Consider the following 25,550-nt stretch of genomic DNA (forward strand, 5'->3'; position numbering starts at 1 on the left):
TTCTTGTATTAGTTTAGTTATTTCTTCTATTTGTTTTTGTGTTTTTGCTACTTCTGTTTTTGCTTTTTCTAGCTCTTTTGCTTTCTTTGCTTCTTCTTTTTTCTTTGTTTCTAGTTGGGTTTGGGCTGTTTCTAAACTATCCTGTTTTGTTTCTAAATTAGTATTTTTTGTTTTTATATCTTCATTTACTTTATCATATTCTTTTTTTAATTCACCTAATTCTTTATTAAGCTCTGCTGTTTTTGTAGTTTCTTTATCTAATTCCGCTTGTGCTGTAGCAGTTTTATCGTTACTAGCTGTTAATTGATCAAATTCTTTTTTGCTTGCTTCTAGTTCTTGTTTCTTATTATTGTACTTAGCTACTTCTTTATTTTTTGCACTTTCTTTTTCTGCTACTTCTTTTCTTTTATTCTTTATATTCTCTGGAACTTCAGAATTTTCTGCCCCTTTTTTTTCTACTGGATTTGTATTAAACTTATTATTATTATTTGATCTGTTTAGATAGTTACTTCCTACTGTTAAGAAGTGCACTCCGTAATAATGTCTATTATTTGACTTGTGGTCTACAAAGTCAACTCCAAGATATGATTTACCCCCATTTTCTATCTTGTATATTCCTGTTGAAGTTATACCAGTAGCATGATACCACTCTGTTTTAGAAAACATAAAATTTTTTAAAGATTCATAGATTCTCTTTTTCAAGTCTGACATGGTATATTCAGTTAAAACATCAGTCGAACCTGCCCAATTTTCATAATATTGCCCTTCTGGTAAACCATATTTTTTAGCCACTTTTTTTATTCCAGCTTCATTGTGGCTATTCGTCCATGTGTCATGATTTAAAGTGTTTACTTCATCTGTTACTTCCATTGCAAAATCAATAGATGAAGATGTTACTACTGTAGGAACTGCTCCTAGTTGATCCCTAAGTCCGTTTATTATATCACTTGCAAAGAGTGATAATTCTTTTACCTGGTCTTTTGTTAATTTATTTATATCTTTAATTTTTGTTTTATCATCATTTGTATTAGGCTTAAAGTTGTTTGAGGCTTTAAGATTATCAGCTTGGCCTATTAATATTGCTTCAGCATCTTTTTTTTCTTTTTCTGTAAGATTCTTATCATATACTTTTACTACTGCTTTTTTATACTCATCTGACAAGACAATTCTATTATAGCCCAGACCTTTTTCTAATTCTTCTAATTCTTTCTTAGCCTTGTCGTATTCTGTTTGAGCTTTTTCAAGTTCTTTTTTAAATTTTTCTTCTTCTTTTGTAACTGAATCAAGTTTTGTTTTTAGACTTTCTAGTTTACTGCTTTTTTGTTTATCAGCTTCTTTGGCTTTGTTTAGGTTTTCATTAGCCTCTTTTAATTTGGCCTCTGCTTTTTTTAGATTATATCTGGCCGTATTATATTTATTTACTATTTCAGGCGGATTTGAATTATTTAATTCTTTTTGAGCTTTTTCTACTTCTACTTTTTGTTTATCTACTTCTTTTGCTTGTTTTGCTGTCTCTTCTTTTTGCTTGTTTAATGCTTCTTGTTTTTTTGTTTCTTCTGCTTGTTTTCTTTTTAATTGTGCTTGTGCCGCTTCTTTTTCTTTTTCTTTAACTGCTACTTCTTGTTTTGTGTTTTCTATATTTTCAGGGCTTGATTCTTCTTTTAGTTGCCTAGCTTCTGCTACTTCCCTATTAGCCTTATCTAATTCTGCCTTTGCCTTATCATACTCTTCTTTGACCCTATTTGTTTTTTCTGCTTGTTTATTTACTGCTTCTTTGATTAGAGCTGTGTTTTCTTCTGCATTTGCATTTGTTTCTACAGCATTTTCCTGTGCCTGAGCCTTATTAAGCTCTTCATCTACACCTAGACCTAGCGCTACCGCAAAGGCTACTGGTAGCAATCTTTTTCCTATTTTTCTTAGTGTGTATTTTTTCATTTAAATTCTCCTTTCAATACATTTAATACATTATATTATTTTTTAGATTTTTTGTAAAGACTTTTAAGTTATTTTTCCTTAATATATTTTTATCTTCCTAGCCTGACTAAGTGCTATATATCTTTTTTTAACAAATTCTATAAATTAAAATTTTATAACTACTATATATTTTTTATTTATAGGTCTCCCAAATTACTATTTAAAGTATAAAAAATAGTTCTTTTACAAGACTAACTCCCCAAGGATTTGCATTAAAATTATCTTAGCTAGCCTTATAGCCATAATTACAGCCTTAAAGTCTTATGTTTAATTGTTTGTAAGTCTATCTTTTTAATAACTTATTATATTTATTAATTATCAATTTTTTCTTATGTTTTTAATTACATTCAAAAAAACAGGATTTTTGGAACTTTTTATCTATAAATTAAATTTTTTGTATATTAAATTATAAGGCACTTAAAAAGTCTTATTTTATAGTATTTATTATTAAATAATAATACATAGAAATATAATAACACAATCGTTCCAAAAATCCTAGTTTTTTGAACTTTTTTATGATTTTATTTAAATTTATATATTAAATACTAACTTTATAAATATTAAAAAATCAATATTATAAATAGCTTTAGCAGAAAAACTATACAAGTACTAGATACAAACAAAAAAGGCACATATGCTCCCTTATCTAAAATTCCTAAATTCCACTTAATTTCTATTAAACCTAAAATACCAGTTGCAACAAAGCTAAGCTTAACACTAGAAGCGACATAAGTCTTCCACACATAAGTATTAGCTATACAATAGCCTTATTTTATATAGGATAAAATTTTTCAAATGCTTTTTCTAGCAAAAAATAAGAATCATATAATAAAAACATAGATTTTTTTGGCAAATCAAAATTTTCTACGTTTTTATTATATTAAGTTGAAATTTTAGCAAATATTTATTATTAAGTATTAAAAATTTTAAAAATTAATACTTAACTAAGTATAAGCATAATAAATTAAAATTTATTTACTTCTTAAAACAATTATTGATAAATTGAACTTCTAAAATCATCAGTATCTAAAAGATAGGCTTTGAAAATTGCTTCTTTTAGTGTAAGAAGATTTGTTGTTGCTTTCTTAGCTTTTAAGGCTGCTAAATCGGCTTGAACGGCTACATTAATCAAGTTATTTAAAGTTGCTTCATCTGCAGTATATGTTTGCTGCTTGTAGATAAAGCTAACTGGTTTCAACTGCCCTACCCTATCTAAGCGGCGTTTGTACATGGCTTTTTTAAAGTCATGGAAGTTTGAAAACTTATCATTAGTAATTTTCTTGAGAATAAACTCATCATTAAATATCTTGCCTGCGGCTCTTGCTTCTGCACGATACTTATTAGACAGATAAGAAATAAAGCCTTCATAACCCGTTTCAGCTAATAATTCATTACTCAAGCGTTTAATGCTCAAACTATCTGAAGAACCATGCGGATTAGTTAAACCACTATAATTTGCAACGAATAAATGTTCAAGGTCGTAACCATTTTTGCTAATCTTATTTTTATTACTGTGAAGTCCATGAAGTCCAAGTAAGATATCATTTTCTACCAAGCTATCAAGGCTATCTAGTGTTAGAGATTCCAAATCTTCTGCCCTCAATTGACGAATTCTCGATTCGCCGATATCATTTATGCGTTCGATTTTTTTGTAAAACAGGGCTTGATCAGCTTTGGACAGTTTAACTAAAGCATTTCCTTCTAAGGCTTCCAGGGTATAAATCACATCCATACGCCCTTGAAGATATTCTTTTAAGTCCTCTTGGGTTTTAAAACGTTCTGGGGATAAATTATGAACACGATTATTTGCGTATTTTCCTCCTTCTACTACTGAATAATCTGCATTCGTATTGAGTGCGAAAATCTGATTCGTTGCTGAAGTAGTAGCTTGTAGTAGGCCTTGGGCATAGACTTCTGCACCAAAGAATTCTCTACGACCATAACCACCAAGATAAACCGTTCCATCCATGTTATGTGTCATTTCATGAGTAAAGACAGATTGCCCATAATGAGACAGGGCCTTATCAATAACATAGTGAACCAAATCCCCCGTTGCATAAGCTCCAACACCGTTTGGTAGGTAGTATTTACCAATTGGTGCAAAGAAGTCTGTCATACGACTAGAAGCACCCTCTCCAAATTTGGGCATCCAATGAAGAGGCTTTCTACCAAAATGCGGAATGTAGTAACCGTCCCATACTGGAATTGGCATATTACCACGACTATACATTCGATTTTTCACTTCTGGTCTAGCCATTCGATACCAGAAATCAAAATGATCTCCTTGTGTTTTTGCAAAATAGTCTACCAATTTATTGACACGCTCAAGTTCGCTGGCATATTTATCTGGATTCGTGTCTTTAAGTGACATGTCCATATAACGATCATACATACCAAATGACAAGGTGGTCATATTACTAATTATATAAATGCCCTCAGAGGTCAAGTTCAACAATGGCAAAATCATTCGGGGGTGGTCGATACGATTAAGCTGGTCATATACTTTATACTTTTCATTCGGCACTTCTTTCGATTGTACTTCTACGATATAGGCCTTAGTAGCAGACTTAAACCAATCATTTTCATCTAGTTCTGTAAAACGGGTGCGATAAGCACTCAAATACTCACGTAAATTAGCATAACCAGATACTGGAGCAATCCATTTCCTATAGGTTGCAGGATTATTCTTAATTTCCAACGCATTATTACCCATACGACCAAGATTTGCTAACCATTCCAAACTATTCACCTGCCTACCAAAGAAATTTTGGTAGAAAGTTGCCAGTTCCCCAACATTCATCTGGTCAAATTGAATGTTATAAAGACGGTTGAGATAGCTTGCTCCTACAAGAATCGCAACAGCATTCTTTTTCATATAATCTTTCATCTGCTCTTTTAAAGGTGCCATTGTGAAATCACCAGCGACACTTTGAGCAAGTGTTGCTTCAAAGACATCTTGAGCTCGATCATGCACTTTCTTAAAGGAATCTTTTAGATATAGTACTTCTAAAATATCATTTTGATATTTTTCAATAGGTTTAAGACTTGGACTGTCCGCCTCTATCTCAGGATGGTTTTGAGTAACTTTCCAAACATCTTCTGAAAAGTATTTCAGGCCTTCAACTCTCTTCATGGCTGTTTTGATAACTTCTTCTGGGTTTGTTATAAATTGTTCAGGCGTATAAAGCAATTCTGTGCCGTTTATAATATATTCTTGAATCGTATTATCAGCAAAAGTTGAAGCTGGAGTAATATCTAGATATTCGACTTTCCCGTCTGCATAATTCAAGAGTAGACGATTGATTGCATCCTTATTCTTATAAATGTTTGCAATAACTTCCTTATCTTTCATCGGTACAATCGACACCAATTTCGTTGTAAATAGTTTACTTGAGTTGTCAATCTTATTTCCTTGCTTAACAATATATTCACGATTGTAAAATGGCAAGAGTTTTTCAGTATTGCGATAAGCTATTTCGCGATTTAAATCATAGTTAGGTAAAGTACTATAGTCAATCACTTTTGAGCTTTGTCCAAGAGACGTTTTCTTATCGGATAAAGTAGCTGTTATGCCCATTGCACTCACTTTTTCGGCTAGAGCCTCTGCTGAAATCAAATTCAGTTTTTTAGACTTGACATTTGCTGTTGATTTTCCTTCAAGGCCATAAATCTCACTTACGCTAATTCCATCTCCTGAACCATTTAAAGTAGATCCATTCGTAACAGGAATCGTCGATACAATTCTAGTAAGAACTGCACGCCCAACACTACCACTAATTGCTCCAACTCGACCGCCACCTTTATTAGCTAATGTCCCTTCAACATAAACATCGGAAATATTCACATTATTTGTAGCTACACCTAGAACACCACCAAAATATTGTTCTGCTTTTACCTTCGTATCAATCCTCACATTAGCATGCACTTTTTCAAGATTACTATTACCAATTATTCCTATCACACCCCCCGATTTCATTTCTGTATTGGTTGCTGTTGTGGAAATTTTCATCTTAAGGTCAATATTACGAATATTTGTATTAGTTTGGGCAGAATAAACTAAGCCTGCTACATTATGAGGAGCTGTGATACTACCATCAAGTGCAACATTTTCAATATTTGTTCCACTTGCCTGATTAACAAGACTAGCTACATTAGCTTTTGATGATTGAATATTAACATCAGCTAAATTAAGGTTCTTTATAGTCGCATTTTCTGTTGTATCAAAAAGAGGTGCCTTCAAGTTGTAAATCGTATAATTTTCACCATCATGTAAACCGTTTAAAGTCCCCGTAAAAGGTACTGTTACATAGTTTGCACCTGCATCTTCAATCTCTTCAGCATTCAAGTCAGCTCCTAAAGTAAACGTACCACTCGGATTATTGTTTATTGAATTTATCAAATCTTTGAAAGAAGTATAAATTCCATTTTGTGCTGGTGCGATTTTAGCAACCGTAAAACTGTAATTATCCTCATAATAGCCCTCCTCATTACGCTGAACAAGATTAGGGTGACTAGCTATTACTTTAAAACTATTACCTTCAGCCACAATTTCTTTGATTGGCAATTGAACTTCCTTACCACTTTCTGATATAAAACTAGCAAAATAGTCATTAATTGAACCAACTTCTGCTAAACTGATAACTTTTGTTTTAATCCCATTTCGATAAGTGTAGAGTGTTAAATTGCTTAAATTTTTCAATTCAATCTGTTTTTGCTCTAAGATAAATGTTTCAACTTTTGAAAGTGTTTCACTTGCATTTTTATCTAAATTTATATATTCAAAAGTAGTTTTTAGTTGATATTCAACATCATAGTCTAAGCCTGAAATTTTAATTCCAGATAAATTTTCTTTAGAAAGTTTAACTTCTTTAACCAACTTATCTCCTGAATAAATTTGGGCAGTTGCAGAAATAAATGTAGCATCTGGGTCAATTAAATGATACTCCACTAGAACTGATTTTTCTTTTTCTTGTTTTTCCAATGTCTGCAATTCCAAAATTGGTTTGCTAGGTATATTTTCAAGTGCCGCTTCTGCCTCTTCAAGTTTTTTAAGGCTTTCCTCTGCTTTTTCCTTAGCTTGAGTAATAGCTCCCAGACTAGCTGTTTGATCTTCAATGACAGCCTTTGCCTCAGCTAGAATCGCAAGGGCTTTTTCTTTTGCCGCTTGATAGGCTGCTAGACTTGCTGGAGTTTTTTTATTAGTATCAACTTCTTTTTGTATGCCTTTATCTAACTTATCAACAGCTACCATCAACTCAAGTGGATCTAAAGGTTTCGTAACTGTTAATTTTTCCTCGCTTAAAGCTTCACGGTATTTTTCAGATTCAGGTTTTTCAGACTCTAGAGATGGGGCAGGAGATACTTCTGCTTCAGTTTCAGCTGGTTTTTCGGGTGTAACTTCCTTATTTGCTCCAGGATTTTCTTCTTTTGGGTTTCTTGCTTCTGCTGTAATATTGGGTCTTACTTCTTCTGTCGCTATAGTTGCAGCTGGTTTTTTCGGTTTAACTTCTTTATTAGTTTCTAGGTCTTCTTTTGGTTTATTCGGTTCTTCTGTAATATTGGGTCTTACTTCTTCCGTCCCTGTCGTTGCAGCTGGTTTTTCTGGTGTAACTTCCTTACTAGTTCCTAGGCCTTCTTTTGCTTTAGTTACTTTTGCTGCAACATTGAAACTTACTTCTTCCGTCCCTATCGTTTCAGCTGGTTTTTCTGGTTTAACTTCCTTATTAGTTTCTAGGTCTTCTTTTGGGTTTCTTGCTTCTGCTGCAACATTGTAACTTACTTCTTCTGTCGCTGTCGTTTCAACTGGTTTTTCTGCTGAAACTTCCTTATTAGTTTCTGTATTTTCTTCTTTTGGGTTAGCTGCTTCTGCTACAACATTGGGTCTTACTTCTTCCGTCGCTGTCTTTTCAGCTGATTTTTCTGGTTTAACCCCGTTATTAGTTTCTGTGTTTTCTTCTTTTGCTTTAGCTACTTCTGCTACTATCTTTTCAGCTGATTTTTCTGGTGTAACCTCCTTATTAGCTTCTGTATTTTCTTCTTTTGGCTTAGTTGCTTCTGCTGCAACATTGGGTCCTGCTTCTTCTGTCGCTATCTTTTCAGCTGGTTTTTCGGGTGCAACTTCCTTATTAGTTTCTGTATTTTCTTCTTTTGGGTTTCTTGCTTCTGCTTCAACATTGGGTCTTACTTCTTCCGTCCCTGTCGTTTCAGTTGCTTTTTCGGGTGCAACTTCCTTATTAGTTCCTAGGTCTTCTTTTGGGTTTCTTGCTTCTGCTGCAACATTGGGTCTTACTTCTTCCGTCCCTGTCGTTTCAGTTGGTTTTTCGGGTGTAACTTCCTTATTAGTTCCTAGGTCTTCTTTTGGGTCAGTTTCTTCTGCCGCAACATTGGGTCTTGCTTCTTCCGTCCCTGTCGTTGCAGCTGGTTTTTCTGGTTTAACTTCCTTATTAGTTTCTAGGTCTTCTTTTGGGTTAGCTGCTTCTGCTACAACATTGGGTCTTACTTCTTCTGTCGCTATCGTTTCAGCTGGTTTTTCGGGTGTAACTTCCTTATTTTCTCCAGGGTTTTCTTCTTTTGGTTTGCTTGCTTGCCCTACTTTTTCAATATCTTTATTAATATTTGTTTCAACAATATAACCTACAAAACGATAACCATCAATTTCTCTGATTGTTTCTGGTAAAATTTCTCCATTTGTTAAAGAAAATTCTTGAGTAAAATTGGCAAACAAATTGCTAGTTAAAGCAGATGCTTCTGGAATTACTACTGTTTGCCCCAAGCTAGTTACAAGAAAAACCGTAGCAATCCAAGTTTTTTTCTTGCGGTGCCAATAAAATGCACATACCAAAAATGCTACACCTGCTCCTGCTACTATTATAGACCAGTCTTGCCATATCTTTGGTAAAATTTCTTTTTTATCTGGGCGATAAACCATATAATAAATAGCATCTCCAGATACTTTTTCTGACGGCAAGGAAGTTATAATCGTCTTTTTCTCACTTTCAGTTAATTCTTCCTCGCTAACATAACGATATGTTATATTTGTACGCATAATTTCTTCAGCTTGTGCTATTTCTGGTGCTACAGTAGATAAGAAACTAATTCCTAATAAAGTCGAAGCTACGGCTACCGAGAATTTTCTTATTGAAAAACGGCTGAGCTGCCTATCAAATTTTTTCATACTTATTTTAAATTCCTTTCATTTCAATAAAGGTACAAGGTTCAAAGAAAAGATATTCTACATCTTATTTTATTCTCTAATAAAAAGAAAAAAACTAGCAATATTACAAATAACAGAAAAATAAATTTGTAGTATAGAACTAGCTAGTATTTATAAAAATAATTTCATAAGGCATAAGAAATTATTAAAGAAAATTTTAGCTTAATAAATAGTTTACTAAATATAAAAATAAAAGGCTAGATAATTTTTAATTTTTGCTAAAAAGATATTAAAAATTACTAACTAGAATTGTCATGCTATTTATGTGCATAAAAATTTTTATCTTCTCATCTTACTCGATGTTTTAGCAATTCTTTGATTTAAGATAAGCATATTATAAACAAATTATAAGCAATATGCAATGAAATAACATTGAATAATAGAAATTTTGAATCTTTATAAAATATTTCCTTAAAAATACTTCTTTTAAATCTTATATTTATAAATTCAAATTTTCTTATCTTATTTTTGAAATTAAAAAATATACATTTAAATTTTTAGCTTTCAAAATTAAATTTTAAAATAAATATTAATTACCTAATATATAAATAAGTTTGTAAAGATGGTTACAATATGATAAAATCTTTATATAACACTTTATGGAGCTAGTATGGAGAAAATATTTAATTCAAAAATTTATTCACAGTATAGATTTACAATCATTACAATTTTAGACTTAATGGTTGTTGTATTAGCCACTTGCATAGCCATATTTTTAGATAGATCAATTTATATTCCAGATATGATAAGTTACTATGGAATGAATATTTTATACTTTTTATTTATATCAATTATTGTTTATCTAATTAGTTTCAAGTTAGCAGGTATTAACAAGGCCCTGTGGTCTTATCTCGGCGTAAAAGAAATTATTAATATTTGTATTTCTGTTATTATTGCAGATTTTATTTGTACAATAGCTTATAATTTTATTTTTCCAGAATATTTTTCTAATTTGCGTTTTACATTTTTTGCTCCCTTATTAATTGTTGGGGGTATGATGTTTATGAGAATTTTTTATAAGGCTCTTAATGAAAGTTCACGTTATAAGACTAATACCCTAAGTTATAAAAATACTTTGATTATCGGTGCAGGAGATGCTGGTTATGTTCTACTTAAAGAACTTAATAAAAATAATCGTTTCAAGGCGAATGTGGTGGGGCTAGTAGATGACAATAGAAAAAATTCTACCGTAAATGGAGTTAGTGTTTTAGGTACTACTTATGAATTAGCTAAACTAATAGAAAAATATAATGTTGAATTGGTATTTTTAGCAATACCTTCTATTTCAAAATATGACAAAAATAGAATCCTAAACATCCTAAAAGAATGTAAAAGTATTCAAGTTAAAGTCATGAAATCTGGCTTGTCTCTATTGGAGGGAGAAAAAATTACTAGACACATAGATGATGTTTCCATAGAAGATTTGTTGGGACGTGGTGTGGCAAATTTATCCCAAGATGAAATCAAGTCATATTTGCGTAAAAAAAATGTTCTTATCACAGGGGCTGGTGGCTCTATCGGAAGTCAGCTGGCTCGTGAAATTTTTAATTTTAAACCCAGCAATCTTATCTTATTAGATATTAACGAAAATGCCCTGTATATGCTGGAGAGAAATTTTGATTTTAAAAAATCACATGACGAAAATTTTTCAGAGGTAAATTATATTTCTGAAATTGCCAGCATTCGTGATAAAAAAGCCCTGTTAGAAGTCTTTGACAAGTATAAACCCGATGTAGTCTTTCATGCAGCCGCCCACAAGCACGTGCCACTCATGGAAAGAAGACCTAAGGAGGCTATAAAAAATAATGTTTTTGGAACAAAAAATGTTATGGAGATAGCTATTCAAAAAGAAGTTGAGAGATTTATTATGATTTCTACCGACAAGGCTGTTAATCCAACTAATGCCATGGGGGCGTCAAAACGTCTTACAGAAATTATTTTACAGGCTAAGGGCAACAAGTATAAAACTAAGTTTGCAGCAGTTCGTTTTGGTAATGTTTTAGGCTCTAACGGTTCGGTAATACCAATATTTAAAGAACAAATCAAAAAAGGTGGGCCTATAACTATAACTCACCGTAACATAATTCGCTACTTTATGACTATACCAGAAGCATCGCAACTAGTCTTGCAAGCTGGTTATTATGCAAGCAGTGGAGAAATTTTCCTACTCGATATGGGTGAACCTGTAAAAATTATTGACTTGGCTACCAACTTAATCAAACTTTCAGGTTTAGAACCCTACAAAGATATAGAAATAGAAGAAATAGGTTTAAGACCTGGAGAAAAAATGTATGAAGAGTTGTCCCTAGATTATGAAAATAGTGAAAAAACTGCCAACAATATGATTTTTAAAAATACAACTTTGAATATTGATGAAGAAGCATTAAATAGTAAGTTAGAAAAACTTGAAGAAATTGTTAATTCAGGAACAAACGAAGAAATAAGAGATTATTTATTCGAGGTGATTAATTCCTATAGTGGATAGGAGGTAGAAAATGGATAATGATAACAGAAAAACCTTGGTAGTAATACCAGCCTTAAATCCCACAAGTTCATTAATTGACTATGTGGAGGAGTTAATAGATTACGGTTCTTTTGATGTCTTGGTTATAGATGACGGTAGCAAAGCAGAAACAAAAGCAATTTTTAATAGACTTAATATTATGAAAAATTGTAGAGTTTTATCCCATGCCAAAACTTTAGGCAGGGGACGTGCTTTGAAAAACGGCTTTAATTATTTTTTAAATTTACCAAATCTAGATAATTATATCGGTCTAGTTACTTCTGACTCCGACGGTCAACATATAGTAGAAGATGTTGTCAAGGTTGCCTTGGAAATGAAAAAAAATCCTAATAACCTAGTTTTAGGGTCTAGAAATTTTAATGTCTTTAGTCTACCCCAAAAAATAAAATTTGCTAATAAGGTTACAAGTTTAGCCTTTAGAAATTTATATGGCAGAAATATAGCTGATACTCAGACAATTCTAAGAGGGCTACCTAAAAATATGGTTGCCCTTATGATTGATGTAGAGGGCGAACGTTTTGACTATGAAACAAGAATGCTAACTAAGGCTATTGCAGAAGATATTAAAATAACAGAAATTGAAATAGAAACAGTCTTTAATTATTCTAATGTAGAAAAAAATTTCAATCCAATTTTTGACCTTATTAGTATCTGCAAGGTTATTTTACTACCATTTTTAAAATTTTCTCTAGCCAGTCTAAGTGCCTTTCTAGTAGATATTTCTTTATTTAGGGTATTTTTAACGATTTTAGTATTCTTGGGTGTAAAAAAAGGCTATCTATTAATACTGCTAACTACTTTCTTAGCTAGGGCAATTTCATCCTTTATCAATTTCTTAATCAATAAGAATTTAGTTTTTAAACAGGAGAAGAATATCAAGAAAACTATTTATAAGTATTATACTATTTCCCTTTCAAAAATTTTCCTTTCATCATTTCTAGTTTATTTATTGTGGAAGTGGACGTCAGGTTCAGAGACTGTAATAAAAATTATAATAGATACAATTTTATTCTTCCTAAGTTATAGACTACAATATACTTGGGTATTTAAAAATATAAAAAATAAAAAGTAGGTTGTGTATGGCAAAGAAAAAAATCAAAACAAATGCAATGCGTTTTTTAGATGAACATAATATCACTTATAACCATTATGAATTTGATGCAAGTAGTCAAGAAGCTCGCACTGGTTTAGGTGTTGCTAAAATAATTAATAAAGATTATAGGCAGGTATTCAAAACTATTTTGACAACTGACGTCAAGGGGAATAATTTTGTTGCAGTTTTAATGAGTGATGATAATATTGATTTTAAAAAATTAGCCAAAGAGGCTGGGGTAAAAACACTGAGTATGCTAGCCCTAAAAGACTTGAAAAATACAACGGGTTATGAAAAGGGGGGGTGTTCTCCTTTTGCCATGAAAAAATCATTTCCAACCTTTGTTGATAAAAAATGTCTTGATGTAGAAACTATTATCGTATCAGCTGGCAAGGTCGGTCATCAGGTAGAAATAAGAGTAGCAGTTTTGGAAAATTTAATTTCGGCAAAAGTTGTTGATATAGCTAAATAAAAAAGGCAGCTTAGCTTTGAACTTTTAAATTCTAGGAGAATTTTTGATGTCAATGCTAAGACTTGCCTTTTTTCTTTTTAAATTCAATGTATAGGAAAAAAAATTATAAAAATATCTGTGTGATATACTTGAGCGATAATCTATTTTTAAAATATATAAAGTAAAAAATTTTAAAAAGATGAAATTTAATCGTCTTTTTTATTTTTTTGCTCAAATGTGTATTTTCTAAAAAACATAAGTACAATAAACATTATTGACAATATTATTTTTGTTTTAATGTCATTATATGGTAGTGTCCATAATAATATTAAAGTTGTTAAAATTAGAACTATATAAATTATAGTGTGTAATTTATTCGTAGAAAATCACCTCTTATTTGCTGATTTTTTTAAAGTTGTAGAAATTATTTTAAATTTATTTTTTAAAATATAAGTGTGTGGCTAAGTGTCTTTTATATATGTTTTTATCACCTTGTTATTTCTCCTTTTATTCCCTTAGCCTTTTAAAGAAATGAAATAAGCTGTTTAATTCTCTATTATATCTATATAGTCTTTTAATCTATCAATTTCATAATCTATTAGTAGATTAGTTAAATAGTCAGCTTTTTTGCTGTTGTTGTATTCATCAAAGCTATTATAATATTCTTGTCTATCTTTATATTTTATGTCAACGGGTAATAAGCCGTGTTTTATTAGTTCTAAGTTTATAAGCAGTCTGCCAGTTCTTCCGTTGCCGTCTATAAAAGGGTGGATACTCTCAAATTCTAGGTGCAGTTTAGCGATAGCGTAAATTATACTATGTTCTTTTAACCACGTCTTATAGTCTGCTAGTAATTCTTTAATTTTGCTGTCTATTTCTCCAGGGTTTGCCGTTTGGTGCTTGCTACCTAGTATTTTTACTTTTACTTTTCTATATTGTCCTTTGTTTTCTCTATCGTGCATTAATACGAGTGAGTGAATGTCTTTTATTATATGTTCTGTTAGTTCTTCTTTTTTGTTTGCTATATCTATGATGTAATAAAAGGCGTCTTTATATCCTATTACCTCTAAATGTTCTTTTAAGGGCTTTTCGTTTATGGTTATTCCTTGCTGCAATATTAGGGCTGTTTCTCTTAATGACAAGGTGTTACCCTCTATTGCATTTGAATTATAGGTCGCCTCAATTATAAAGTTTTCATATATTTTTTTTAATTCTGTTTTGTTTAAAGGACGTAGTTTTTTTAGTTTGTCTTGTAAGATGTTTATTTGTTGTAATTTATCCATAGAAAATCACCTCTTATTTGCTGATTTTTTTAAAAGTTGTAGAAATTAATTTTAAATTTATTTTTTAGAATATAAGTGTGTGGCTAGATGTAAAAAATAATTTTAAAACTATCAAGATTAATTATAACACTAATAATATGGCAAAGATAGACTAGTATTAAAAAGTTTTAAATAAGATTATTTTTTTATTAGTTAGGAAAATAAAATTAAATTGAAAAAAGACGACTATTTATCGTCTTTTATTTTGTTTATAATAATTAGTGTATTTATTAATAATGCTAATGATAGTAATATATAAAATATTATGTAAATTATTTTTAAAATTTATATAAAGGAATTTATTAACATAGAATGATAGTATAATTATTTATCCTTTTTTAATAGTAAAATTATATACTGACCTACTAATATTATTATAGATAATGCAATTCTATATATTATATTATTAAAAGGAAGTATCCAAACCAATAATATTAAAAATATTAGTATTAAAAATATTAGTATTTTGTTTTTTATATTTTTATCCATGCCATCTTACTTCTGCAATCCCAAAAGGATAATGAACTTTCATATATATCCCACCTGGTACAGGAGCCCAAACTCCTAGTATTTGCAATGCTGCCAGTATTCTAGCACTAGAAATAAATACACCGGCAATTATTGTTCCTGTAGCAACTGCTTTATTTAATGTTGTTTTAGATAACCATATATCCATTCCCCACCAATAAAAATCAATAGCGTCTATACCTTCAGCATAACGAAGATAAGCTCCCTCTTTTAAATTTGGGGTAGATATAACTTTTACTTTTTTAGATAAATATTTTATTTGCTCATTATCAGATATAATAAGATTATTTAATCTTTTATTTGTTTCTGAAATTTTTGATTCTAAAAAATTAAGTTCTTCCAAAGATAAATTTTTATCTTTATCAAATTCGAAAATTTTTTTATCTTTATTAAATTTAACGTATTTATCTAGTTTTTTAATGATATAATTTTCATCTATTGATGATGGTAATTTCTCAGCCTTAGCCACATTATTATAATTGCTAACTAAAGCAGAAATAGGTGTAACTAATAGACTTGAAGCTAAAATTGCCGATAAAAATTTTTTGTGTTTCCTCATTTTTATTTCCTCCTTTATTTTTTATTTAATATATTTATTTGCAAGAAAATATATTTTAAAATATTTTACTACTAAGATATATCTTACACCTTAATCATAGCATATAAAATAGTATAAAACAAGGAAAAAAAGACTGAAAAACACTGCTATATTCATGAAAAACAAGCATCTGTTTAATTAAGATAAAAATATAAATAATACAGGGAAATTAACATTAGATTATAAAGTTTTCATGACTATTAAATTAAAGTAAAATTATATAGTACACTTTTAAAATTAAACTGTATTAATTAAAAAATTTTTTAGTTTATATATTTAGGGTGTTAAAAATATTTTTCATTAAAAAAGACGACTACTTGTCGTCTTTTTTCTTTTTTTTTATATATATAAGTATTTTTATAAATGTATATATCCCTAATATATAAAACAAAACTTGGATATAAAAATACAACACCCCTAAAAATAAAGTTATATTATTCATCATATTTCCCTCATTTATTTTTTATTTAATATATTTATTTGCAAGAAAATATATTTTAAAATTATTTTTTACTAAGATATATCTTACACCTTAATCATAGCATATAAAACATTATAAAACAAGGGAAAAAAGACTGAAAAACACTTCTATATTCATGAAAAACAAGCATCTGTTTAATTAAGATAAAAACTTAAATAATACAGGAAAATTAACATTAGATTATAAAGTTTTCATGACTATTAAATTAAAGCAAAATTATATAGTACACTTTTCAAATTAAACTGTATTAATTAAAAAATTTTTTAGTTTATATCTTTATAATAGTTAAAAGTTTTACAAATAAAATTATTTTTATATGCTAGTTAGTATAAAAAATAAGAGCCTCTTAGTCATTGTTTTTGTATGCTTTTATAATATTTTTTAATTTATTTATTATAAGAATTGTACCTAGTATAATATAGAATATAGATGATATTTTTTTAATAAGTATAATCCCTATAAAAAATTATTTATTATAAATACTATATTCAATAAAATTAAGATATAGAAAATTAATTTTTTAGTCAAAGCAAGCTCCAAGATCCTCCCCTTATGAATAAATTATTAATATTTTAAATAGTCTACTACTTCTATTTATCTTTTATATAGCATATAAAATATTATATTAAAGAATATATGGCATTATAAACTAGGATTTGATTTCAAAAATATGAAAATTTTTAATATATGTTTATTTTTCATTGCTCAAAAAGATGAAAATATTAATTTTAATATAAAAACGATTATTTAATAGTCTTTTTATAAAGTATTTATAAAATTAATATAAATTTTTCTAAAATATTATTATATAATTTTAAAAATTTTACCTTAATTTTTCCTAGATAAAAAAAATATAAAATGTTATAATAGCCTTTAGAAAAAATTTAGGAGCTGTTTATGCGAAAATTTATTTCAAAAATTTTATTACTTGTAGTTACGATAATTTGGGGTATGGCCTTTGTTTGGCAAAATATTGCAAGTAAGGTGCTAGGCGGTTTTACGATTGTAGGACTAAGAGCCTTGATTGCCCTCTTATTTTTAATTTTAGTAGTTGTCATCTTGCCAGACTTGTACAGAAGTCAAAATCCTAAAATTAAAATAGCAAGTTTTAAAAATCAAAATCTAATTTTATCTCTAGCTTGCGGTTTGGCTTTATTTTTTGCCATGTGCATTCAGCAGTTGGGAATAGCCCACACTACGGCCAGCAAGGCAGGTTTTATATCAGTTCTATATATTTGCATAGTACCCATCATAGGAATTTTTTTAGGGCATAAAATTAATAAATATTTTTTAATAGGTTTGGTCATGTCGGTTGTGGGGCTGTATCTTTTATCTATTAAGGGAGATTTCACTTTAGAATACGGGGATTTATTAGTTTTGATTAGTGCCTTTTTATTCGCTGTTCATATCTTGATTATTGACTATTCAGCAGTAAGAGTAAATTCTATGTTTTTATCAATAGGCCAATTAATTGTTGTTGCTATCCTAAGTCTAATAACAGGATATTTTTTAGAAGGTTTTGTAATGGCTGATATTATATTGGTACTACCGCATCTTTTAGCCCTGGGAACTTTGTCAAGTGGTGTAGCCTACACCTTGCAGATAATAGGGCAAAGAGAAATACCAGCCCACACAGCCTCATTAATTATGAGTTTAGAATCTGTTGTTGCCGCACTCGGTGGTGTTTTTATACTGGGTGAAGTTCTTACGACAAAAGAAATTATTGGAATGCTATTAGTATTAATTGGAATAATTATTTCTCAAAAGAGGTGATATATATGAAAAAATTTTTAAAGATACTTTTTTTTATATTTTTAAGTTTATTAATTTTATTAGCTGGTGGCGTAGGCTATTTAACCTTAACAGAATACAAACCTGCTGATGTAGAAAAAATTACTTTAGCAGGTAGGAGTGAAGAAAAATTTTCCTTGAACAGAGAATACAAGGTCTTAGACTGGAATATTGGTTTTGCTGGTCTTGATAAGGACGAAGATTTTTTTATGGACGGTGGCACAAATTCTTTGCCCATAGACAAGGCTCACGTAGAAAATAATTTAGAAAAAATAAAAAATTTAACCATAAAAGAAAATCCTGACCTGGTATTTTTCCAAGAGGTTGATGAAAATTCTAAACGTAGTTTTGGCATTAACCAAGTAGACTACTTTAATAAAAATTTACAAGGTACGGCTGCTTTTGCCTATAATTATAAGGTCAAGTATGTTCCCTATCCCTTCCCACCCCTAGGAAAAATTAACAGTGGAATTTATACAAATTCTAAATATAGCCTAGAAAATTCAACTAGGTATCAACTACCAGTTCCCTTTAGCTATCCAGTAAGAGTAGCAAATCTAAAGCGAGCTTTTACTGCTTCTTATGCCAAGGTAGAAGGTAGTGATAAAAACTTAGTTTTAATAAATGTACACTTTGAAGCCTATGACAGTGATAATGAGGGTAAGCTAGCCCAAACAAAAAAAGTTTTTGAATTTTTAGAACAAGAATATGCTAAGGGCAACTATATTATTTTAGGGGCAGACTTTAACCAAGCCCTGAACGATATTACAGAAGAAGAATTAAATTCCATACCCGAAAATTTATGGCGACCTAAAAAATTTGATTTAGAAGGCCTAAGTAAAAATTTCAAATTATATTACGATAAAACTAAGCCAACAGCAAGATTATTAAATCAAGCCTACAATAAAAATAATAAGGGAACTTATACCTATACAATAGACGGGTTTATAGTAAGTAATAATGTAAAAGTAAAATCTGTTCAAACTATTGATGAAGATTTTCAAAATAGCGACCACAATCCAGTAGTATTAAAATTTGAATTGGAAAATTATACTAGATAAATTATTTTTATTTGGTCTTATAAAAATTAATTATATTTAAAATAAAATCACTATTTATAGTGGTTTTATTTTTTAATATTTATGTAGATTTGATAAAATTTAAAAGTAAATTGCAAAGATTGATAGAAATTTAGTTTTTTATTATAATATAACAATATATGTAGTAATAAAATTAAGAATAGATCACTAGCTAGTCTTGTAAAATTTAAAATTAATTTAGTTATAAATTTTATATAAATCTTAAGGCTAAATATTTTATAATTAAAAATACACAAAAGATGTTTAGTTAATTGAATTATAATTTATAACAAGCTTTTGCTTTTGTAAATAAGGAGGTAATTCTAAAAATGAATAAGAGATATAATAGTATATAACTTTTTGCAGGAGCAGGAGGTTTGGCTTTAGGTTTGGAACAAGCAGGATTTTAGCATATTGGCTTAGTATAGTATGAAAAAAATTATTTTCTAGTTTTTTATTTCATTACTATTTGGTTTAATCTTTTCATTATGTTTTATATTATCTTCAAGCATACTGTTCTCCTTTTGTATCCTAATTTTAAAATTCTATATTTTAGTTAAATTGTTTTAATATTAAAATAATATTAAAAAGTAATAATCTTATTTTATCATTTTTAAATTTTTTTCATATTAATTATAAGATGTTTAATGAAAAAATTTTTAAATAAAAATAAGCTAGCCTTACTAACTAGGTTATTAATAATTTGAAATTTTAAAATAAAGTGATTAAAAATATTTATGTTTTACTACCGCTCGATTTTTGAATTTATTTCTTATAAATTCAGTAGTATTAATTATATATTCCGTTAATATTTCGACTTTTATTCCAAAATTCAACATAGTAAAAATGTTCTTCGTCAAGTCTTTGTTCTAGTATTTCTTTTATTTTAGTTTCAATCATTATTTTTCTCCTTTACAATCAAAATTAATACTTTTCTAATTCCTTTTCCCAAGAAAATATTCTACAAAGCCCTCAGCAACTTCAATAAAATCTAAAATACCGTATTTTTTAGTTTCTTCGGAGTATTTTTCTGCAAGAAATTTATATGCATCAATAAATTCATATGATGGTTTTTTGTTAGCAATATCATCAGAAATCTCGGATAATGTTCCATATTCATCTCCACTCATTTCTATCTTCATATACTCAATAAATTCCTTAAAAGAATCATCATTCTCTAAAATCATTAATTTCATTTCATTCCATATTTTTTCTATTTTATAATCCCAATCTCTATTTTCTCTTTCTTTTACAAGTTCTTTGAATTTATCTTTATCAAACATTTTATTTCCTCCATGAAACACTATATTAAGTGTCCTTTCGCATATTCAACTTCCTTTAATATTTCTTTTCGATTATTTTCATCAATCGCTCTATTAGCTCTTTCTAATATTACTTGTAATAATTCTTTACTTTTTGTTTTTTCAATAATATCCTCAAAAACTTCGCTCATCCAAAACAAGGTATAATCATCACATTTATTTTTTACAAATTCTATGGTCTCATTTATATCTTCTGTTAAAATTTCAACTTCTTTTTTCCAACATTCAACATAGTAAAAATGTTCTTCATCAAGTCTTTGTTCTAGTATTTCTTTTATTTTAGCTTCAATCATTATTTTTCTCCTCTTAAATTTAATAAATTATTATTTCTTGTTAGTTCTTTTAATAGGTTGTTTGTTATCAGAAAAAATAGTAGATACTTTACCGTTGGTTCTCTTCACAACAACTCTAACACCTTTCCAAACTCCATACATATTATGCCCATCTTTAACCTTCTTATTACTCTTTAAATGCTACATGTTCTCCAGCTTTTTGTATATCTTTAGCTGCCCACGACTTTGGAAACCATGTTTGCCCGTTATTTTTACTTTTGTCTTTTTTCTTATGGCCTTCTACATTTCCAACTCTAACACCATTTGGATAAGTCTTTACTATATTATACTTTATTCCATATTTTTTAATAGTTTAATGTTATCTTCACCGTGTCCTCCACTTGCCATTCTAAAAGGACTTTTCTTTGGATTAGGACTATTTATATTCTTAAATGTCCCCTCATTAGAATGTACTAAGGCATAATCACTAACTTTTCGTCTGCTTCCTTTTGTATTTAAATATAAACCACTTCTACTTGTTCCCATTCACTTTTCCTTTCTTCATTCTTGATGTCCAGCATTCAAAATTTATAAATTCAACATCCTTGTAAAAATCTTTAAAAACATATTCTGGTCTTGTTCCATTTACAATAATTTGTTTAGGTTTCAATCTTTTAATCATCTCTTTTAAACCTTTCTTAAATCTATTTTTTTCTTCCAAACTTCTAATACAAGCAACTGTGCTTATTGCATATACCGACTCTTTTTCTAATCCTAAAAATGCAAACTCAAAAGTCCTTTCATCACCCCATCTAACATTCGGAATGACTTTTATACCCTTGCTTTGAAAATAATAACCAACTGCTCTATTTAAATAAACATTTGTCAACTGCAAACATAAAGGCATGTCAATATACAATGAAAAATCTGGAGAAATAATTCCTCCGAAATCACTAAGCAGATGAAAATATTTATCTATATCTGATAAAATTCTCCTAAAAGTAAGATCGTGCATATAAAAATGCACAAACACTTTTTTCCTATCTTCTTCAGATATTTTCTTGACTTTATCAAAAGGAACAATATCCTTCGGAATCTCTATTAAATCTTTTTTAATTATAGGAATTTCCCATCTACCATAAAATTCAGCACCATTTACTAGATATGCTGCAAAACCATCATCGACTACTGTCTTAGCTATAATAATCACCTTCCTTTTATAAAATTACTTTTAAGCTAATTTCCAGTAATATAATTAAAAAATATAAAAGCATCTTAGCTTTTTTCTAACTTGTCAATTTAATTTTAGGTATACCAATTTTGGTACACCTAAAATTTTAATTATTGTCTAGCTACTTCTTTTTTTATAGCATCATAAGTTGCATTAAAGACTAAATCTATTAACCAAGTATTAAATGATTGATTTAAATAATTCTTCTTTTCCTCGTGAAATGCTTTATAAATTTCTACATTTGAAGTTACTCTTCCTGAAATAATTTCATTTATTATTTTAGAAAGTTCATCTTTAGCATTTTGTTCATCAGAACCCCTAATAGCATTCCTATATTTTTCATATTCTTTTACTTCTTCTTGAATTTCTTTAATATCATCAATAACCCTATCAGTATTTGTAAATTCGACTGATCCCCAAACTTTATGAAACTCATCTAATATATTAGACAACTTATCCAGGTCTGGAACAGGAATACCTACAGCCGTTTGTACGGGAAGTGGTTTTAATTCTGAATCGGCATTAGTTAAATAAATGCTTTTATTTTCTTTAACCTGTAACCTATAACTATCTAAATCTATATTTGAATATAATTCGTAAGAAAAGTCTTCAGTTTTAACTTTGGGCAATTTTGCTAGAAGATTTGTTAAAAATATTCCTAATTTTTCCCAATAGGTCTTACTATCTTCCATCAAGACTGATAAAAAATTATATGTTCTTACGAAGCTTTTAGCACTACTCTTAAATTCAATTCTGTCATCTAAGTCTAGTTCTTTAAATTTTTCTACACAAGTATCAATAATTTTATCAATTTTACTTCTATAATCTTCTTTTAAGAATATTTCAATAAACTCATTTACACTTTCTTCATTATATATTTCAAATTCATCTAGCCTATCTGTTAAATCATTAAGTTTATTAATATCAGTTTCCCCGGATAATATTGTCCCTTTGTAATAAGTATCAAAAGCTTTAGCTATATCTTCTGACTTGTTGGCAAAATCAAGTACAAAAACTTCTGATTTCCCAGGATAAAATCTATTTAGTCTAGACAAGGTTTGTACGGCTTTTACATCGGTAAGTATCTTATCCACGTACATAGTTTGTAATAGGGGTTCATCATAACCAGTTTGAAACTTATTTGCAACTACTAAAATTCTGTAAGGATCAAGCTTAAATTTTGACTCTATCTCGTTACTTGCAAAACCGTTAATCACACTTTCTGTTAAAATTTTTCCTCCGTATTCTTTTTCTCCAGAAAATGCAATAACAGCCTTATAAGGACTTTTTCTTTTTTTCATTTCTGAGTCAATTGCATAATAGTATTCTATTGCTCTTTTAATATCCTTAGCTACAACCATAGCTCTTGCTAGCCCGCCCATTTTTTTACAAACTACATTGTGAAAATGATCAACAATAACTGTTGCTTTTTTACTTATAGCATATTCATTAGATTCCACAAATGTTCTCAATAATTTTTGTGATTTCTTTTTATCAAATTCTGGGTCGTCTTCAGATGTTTTTATTATCTTATAATAACTACTATAGGTCGTATAATTCTTCAACACATCTAAAATATAGCCTTCTTCAATAGCTTGTTTCATTGTATATGTATAATGAGCTGTAAAACTTCTTGTGCCATCTTCATTTAATATAGGATTACCTAAATAATCTGTCATAGGTTTTCCAAATAATTCTAAAGTCTTATTTTTTGGCGTTGCTGTAAATGCATAATAGCTTGCATTGCTAGCCATTTTTTTACCTGCAATCAAGGCTATAATTTTATCTTCAATATCTTCACTTTCTTCTTCAGTTCCAGATAAAACAATATTCATTTTTGACGCAAGACTTCCATTTTGACTTGAATGTGCTTCGTCAATGATAATAGCAAATTTCTTAGTCTTTAAATCACTGCTGATTGTATCGAGTAAAAATTGGAATTTATGCACAATTGTAATGATAACAGCTGTACCTTTCTCAAGTAAATTTCTTAATGTTTTAGAATCTTTTGCCCAACCTACCGTACTCGAAACTTCCATAAACTGTTTAATTGTATTTCTTATTTGCTTATCCAAATTTACCCTATCTGTAACAACGATAATAGAATCAAAAACTTTTTTATCTTCATCGTTTCTAAGTTCTGTTAATTGGTGGGCAAGCCAGGCGATAGAGTTAGATTTTCCGCTACCTGCACTGTGTTGAATTAAGTATCTTTTCCCTACTCCGTCTTTCTTGCTATCTTCAAGTAAGTTCATCACCAAATACAATTGATGGTATCTTGGAAAAATTTGTTTTTGTTTTTTATTTTTAGTTTTAGAATTAACTTCATCAACAATCTGTACAAATCTTTCTGTGATAATTGATAAAATATTTTTAGTAAGAATTTCTTTCCATAGGTAATCAGTTTTTAAACCATTTGGATTTACGGGGTTACCTGCTCCACCATCATTACCCTTATTAAAGGGTAAAAAGATTGATTTTTTATCATCTAATTTACTACACATCCAAACTTCGCTATCACAAACTGCAAAATGTGCAAAACATTTTTTAAATCTGAACAAAATTTCTTTACTTGATCTATAATTTTTATACTGTTCTATGGCATTTCTATAGTTTTGGTGGGTATAGCTATTTTTTAATTCAAAGGTCATAATAGGTAGACCGTTAATAAACACTGCCATATCCAAGGCTTTTTTAGAAACTTCTTCTGTGTAGGCTAATTGTCTGCTTACACTAAAAATATTTTTAGAATACATTTGCTTAGACCTTTCGTTATAAACGCTTGGAAGTGGCATATATAAATCAAAATGAAGATGCTTATATTTCATACCCTTTCTTAAAAGAAGAGCTGTCCCTTTATCTAAAATTTGATTAGATAATCTAGCTAAAAAATTTTCTTTTTCGATACTACCATCTTTAATAGCAAGTGCTTCTAATTTTTCATTTTGAGTTTCTTTTAAAAATCTAAAAAGTCTAGTTAAATCGAGGGCGTATTTTCTGTCGTAGTCAAAATTACTAGCTTCTTCAAAGTCATTAACATTTCTTAAATGATTTACTATTAAAGTTTCTAAGCCTTTTTCGCTTAAATCCATAGTTGACTTCATAAATCATTCTCCTTTCATAAAATTATAAATTTCTTATTCTCTGAGTTTCTCTATCATCTATTTCAAAACTTCCGTCATTTATTTCATTTAATCTTGATATTAATTTTTCAAATAGAGCAAGCATTTTTTCTTTATCTTTTTTTTCTTGTTCAAAATCAAACATATCATCTATATCTTTATCTAAATGGTAGTATGATGAAAACAAATCTTGTATTTCTTGATGTAATTTCATTATTTCTTTATCATTTTTTATTATATCAATTCCATAATCATATGTTTTTGTTTTTTCATCATAATAGCACCACCAAATAGGGCCTGCCCAAATATCAAGCATTATTTTTAGCTTTTTCATTATTTTTCACCCTGTTATTACTATATATAGAAATTATCTATTATTCTTATATTCCTCTGGTATTTCTATTTCTCTTATATCTATTTTTCCTGTAACTACATCAGAAATTAATGTTAGTTTTAGTTCTTGTAAGTTTTGGATTTGTTGATTTACTAAACTTTTATACATTTTAATTTTGTTTTCTAACATATTAATTTTTTTATTGATATTTTTCT

The 25,550-nt window shown here is 29.0% G+C and carries 16 protein-coding genes and 1 pseudogene; 5 read left to right on the top strand and 12 right to left on the bottom strand.

The window, feature by feature from the left end; translation table 11 throughout:
- On the bottom strand, positions 1-1,935 hold a 1,935-nt coding region (locus KMP12_RS05715; protein ID WP_215756780.1), incomplete at its 3' end, for an SEC10/PgrA surface exclusion domain-containing protein.
- A 1,030-nt stretch (positions 1,936-2,965) separates the two neighbouring features.
- A complete protein-coding gene (locus KMP12_RS05720; protein WP_215756781.1) occupies positions 2,966-9,148 on the bottom strand; it encodes a ZmpA/ZmpB/ZmpC family metallo-endopeptidase in 6,183 nt (2,060 codons plus the stop codon).
- 649 nt (positions 9,149-9,797) lie between these two features.
- Here KMP12_RS05720 and KMP12_RS05725 point away from each other — a divergent pair.
- Genes KMP12_RS05725 through KMP12_RS05735 form a run of 3 tightly spaced genes read left to right on the top strand, consistent with a single transcriptional unit; the run spans position 9,798 to position 13,276 of the window.
- Entirely contained in the window at positions 9,798-11,672 is a 1,875-nt protein-coding gene (locus tag KMP12_RS05725) for a polysaccharide biosynthesis protein (protein ID WP_215756782.1), read from the top strand.
- 10 nt (positions 11,673-11,682) lie between these two features.
- Positions 11,683-12,783 (top strand): glycosyltransferase, encoded by a 1,101-nt coding sequence (locus KMP12_RS05730; protein ID WP_215756783.1) that lies wholly within the window; start codon positions 11,683-11,685, stop codon positions 12,781-12,783.
- 7 nt (positions 12,784-12,790) lie between these two features.
- Positions 12,791-13,276: an aminoacyl-tRNA deacylase gene (locus KMP12_RS05735; protein ID WP_215756784.1), complete on the top strand. Its 486-nt coding sequence runs from the start codon at positions 12,791-12,793 to the stop codon at positions 13,274-13,276.
- 524 nt (positions 13,277-13,800) lie between these two features.
- Here KMP12_RS05735 and KMP12_RS05740 read toward each other — a convergent pair.
- Positions 13,801-14,538: a Fic family protein gene (locus KMP12_RS05740; protein WP_215756785.1), complete on the bottom strand. Its 738-nt coding sequence runs from the start codon at positions 14,536-14,538 to the stop codon at positions 13,801-13,803.
- Between the two features lie 520 nt (positions 14,539-15,058).
- Positions 15,059-15,664 (bottom strand): hypothetical protein, encoded by a 606-nt coding sequence (locus KMP12_RS05745; protein ID WP_215756786.1) that lies wholly within the window; start codon positions 15,662-15,664, stop codon positions 15,059-15,061.
- Positions 15,665-17,081: 1,417 nt separating this feature from the next.
- Here KMP12_RS05745 and KMP12_RS05750 point away from each other — a divergent pair.
- Positions 17,082-17,957, top strand: coding sequence for a DMT family transporter (locus tag KMP12_RS05750; RefSeq protein WP_215756787.1), 876 nt, complete (start codon positions 17,082-17,084; stop codon positions 17,955-17,957).
- A gap of 5 nt (positions 17,958-17,962) precedes the next feature.
- Positions 17,963-19,036, top strand: a complete 1,074-nt coding sequence (locus KMP12_RS05755; protein WP_215756788.1) for an endonuclease/exonuclease/phosphatase family protein — start codon at positions 17,963-17,965, stop codon at positions 19,034-19,036.
- Between the two features lie 953 nt (positions 19,037-19,989).
- Here the strand turns inward: KMP12_RS05755 and KMP12_RS05760 are convergent.
- The 8 genes and pseudogenes from KMP12_RS05760 to KMP12_RS05790 form a co-directional block, all read right to left on the bottom strand.
- Positions 19,990-20,337, bottom strand: coding sequence for a hypothetical protein (locus KMP12_RS05760; protein ID WP_215756789.1), 348 nt, complete (start codon positions 20,335-20,337; stop codon positions 19,990-19,992).
- 20 nt (positions 20,338-20,357) lie between these two features.
- Positions 20,358-20,669 carry a hypothetical protein gene (locus KMP12_RS05765; RefSeq protein WP_215756790.1) on the bottom strand — a complete coding sequence of 104 codons (312 nt, stop codon included), beginning with the start codon at positions 20,667-20,669 and terminating at the stop codon, positions 20,358-20,360.
- 166 nt (positions 20,670-20,835) lie between these two features.
- The gene (locus KMP12_RS07865; protein ID WP_371821674.1) at positions 20,836-21,018 is read right to left on the bottom strand and encodes an EndoU domain-containing protein; all 183 of its coding nucleotides are present in this window, start codon (positions 21,016-21,018) and stop codon (positions 20,836-20,838) included.
- The gene (locus KMP12_RS07620; RefSeq protein ID WP_252344724.1) at positions 21,000-21,194 is read right to left on the bottom strand and encodes a hypothetical protein; all 195 of its coding nucleotides are present in this window, start codon (positions 21,192-21,194) and stop codon (positions 21,000-21,002) included. The genes KMP12_RS07865 and KMP12_RS07620 overlap by 19 nt, the downstream gene beginning before the upstream one ends.
- Positions 21,181-21,858 carry a DUF4417 domain-containing protein gene (locus KMP12_RS05775; protein ID WP_215756791.1) on the bottom strand — a complete coding sequence of 226 codons (678 nt, stop codon included), beginning with the start codon at positions 21,856-21,858 and terminating at the stop codon, positions 21,181-21,183. Before KMP12_RS05775 ends, KMP12_RS07620 begins: the two co-directional genes overlap by 14 nt.
- 131 nt (positions 21,859-21,989) lie before the next feature.
- Positions 21,990-24,983: a type I restriction endonuclease subunit R gene (locus KMP12_RS05780; protein WP_215756792.1), complete on the bottom strand. Its 2,994-nt coding sequence runs from the start codon at positions 24,981-24,983 to the stop codon at positions 21,990-21,992.
- A 22-nt stretch (positions 24,984-25,005) separates the two neighbouring features.
- Entirely contained in the window at positions 25,006-25,335 is a 330-nt protein-coding gene (locus KMP12_RS05785) for a hypothetical protein (protein ID WP_215756793.1), read from the bottom strand.
- Between the two features lie 33 nt (positions 25,336-25,368).
- Positions 25,369-25,550: pseudogene (locus tag KMP12_RS05790) on the bottom strand (hypothetical protein); the annotation flags it as partial.

The organism is Gemella sp. zg-1178 (assembly GCF_018790995.1).
In the GTDB taxonomy this organism is placed as follows: domain Bacteria; phylum Bacillota; class Bacilli; order Staphylococcales; family Gemellaceae; genus Gemelliphila.